The organism is Streptomyces sp. WELS2, from assembly GCF_013870595.1.
GTDB lineage: Bacteria > Actinomycetota > Actinomycetes > Streptomycetales > Streptomycetaceae > Streptomyces.
The window spans coordinates 1-1,380 of the sequence record NZ_JACBWZ010001235.1; the positions used below are offsets into that span (position 1 = coordinate 1).

Annotated in this window: 1 protein-coding gene and 1 pseudogene; both read right to left on the reverse strand. The window is 73.8% G+C overall.

What is annotated here, in order from left to right; all coding sequences use genetic code 11:
• Positions 1 to 613 (reverse strand): annotated as a pseudogene (locus tag H5J33_RS35310) (glycoside hydrolase family 65 protein); the annotation flags it as partial.
• Positions 610 to 1,380, reverse strand: a 771-nt coding sequence (locus H5J33_RS35315) for a molybdopterin cofactor-binding domain-containing protein (protein WP_181798727.1), incomplete at its 5' end; no start/stop codon positions are given. The pseudogene H5J33_RS35310 and the gene H5J33_RS35315, both read right to left, overlap by 4 nt.

Below are 1,380 nucleotides of genomic sequence, written 5' to 3' on the forward strand. Positions count from 1 at the left end.
TGCGGGTGCGGCAGCGCAGCCAGACCGTGCCGGGGGCGGCGCCGGCTTCGATCCGGGTGAGGTGCCGGCCGTCCAGTTCCCGGTAGCGGGAGACGCCGGAGTTGGTGACGCGTCCGTCGAGCGCGGCCTCCACCTCCAGCTCGAGCGGGCCGCCCTCGGCGGTGAACTCGGTGCGCAGGGCGGCGAGATGGGGGTCGGCCAGGTGGACCAGGCGCATCTGCCGGACGAGCAGGCTCGCGCCGGGGCCGAGCGGGTAGCGGGTGCGGCGCTCCAGTGTCCCGGGGTCGAGGTGGAGGACCTGGTGGTGCTCGGTGACGGGCGTGGTGTCCGGGGTGAGCCAGTCGCCGCCGGCCGGACGGAAGCGCAGGGGCAGCCAGTTGGGGAGGTTGACCATGTCCTCGTTCTCGACCCGGCGTCCGGCGACCTCGGAGGTGAGCCGGTTGTAGCAGCCGGCCGCGTAGGTGCCGGGGTAGTGGATGTCGTCGGCGGTGCACTCGGGCAGCGCGCCGCGGGTGGCGAAGTAGCCGTTGCCGAGGGTGCACAGGGATTCCCGCAGGCGTTCCTCGCCGGGCCGGTAGCCGTCGTACTCCCAGGTGAACCCGGTCACCGTCATCCCTCGGACAGCAGGCCGGCGAGGATCCGGTCGGGGGTGAGGGGGAGTTCGCGGAAGCGGATGCCGGTGGCGTGGTGGACGGCGTTGCCGAGGGCGGCGGCGGTGCCGACGATGCCGATCTCGCCGATGCCCTTGCTGCCCATGGGGTTGAGGTGGGGGTCGTCCTCCTCGATCCAGTGGGCCTCGATGTCGGGGACGTCGGCGTGCACGGGCACGTGGTAGGAGGCGAGGTCGGCCTCGGGGAAGTCGCCGAACGCCGGGTCGAGGGTGCTGTGTTCGGTCAGGGCCATGCCGAGGCCCATGACCATGGCGCCGGTGAACTGGGAGCGGGCGGTGCGGGCGTTGAGGATGCGGCCGGCTGCGTAGACGCCGAGCAGCCGGCGGACGCGGATCTCGCCGGTGACGGTGTCGACGGCGACCTCGGCGAAGTGGGCGCCGAAGGCGTGCTTGGCGTAGGGGCTGTCGGCGTCGGCCTTGCCGGTGGTGTCCGCGCGGGTCTCGATGCCCTCGGCGGGCGGTGGCCCGGGGTGCGCGGCCAGCAGGGAGGCGAGTTCGGCGCAGGCGTCGTGGACGGGCCAGCCCCAGGAGGCGGTGCCCATGGAGCCGCCGGCCAGCGCGGCGGGCGGCAGGTCGCTGTGGCCGATCTCGACGCGGACCCGGTCAAGGGGTGCGCCGAGGGTGTCGGCGGCGATCTGGGCGAGGACGGTACGGGCCCCGGTGCCGATGTCGGTGGCGTTGATCCGGATCGTGAAGGTGCCGTCGGGCAG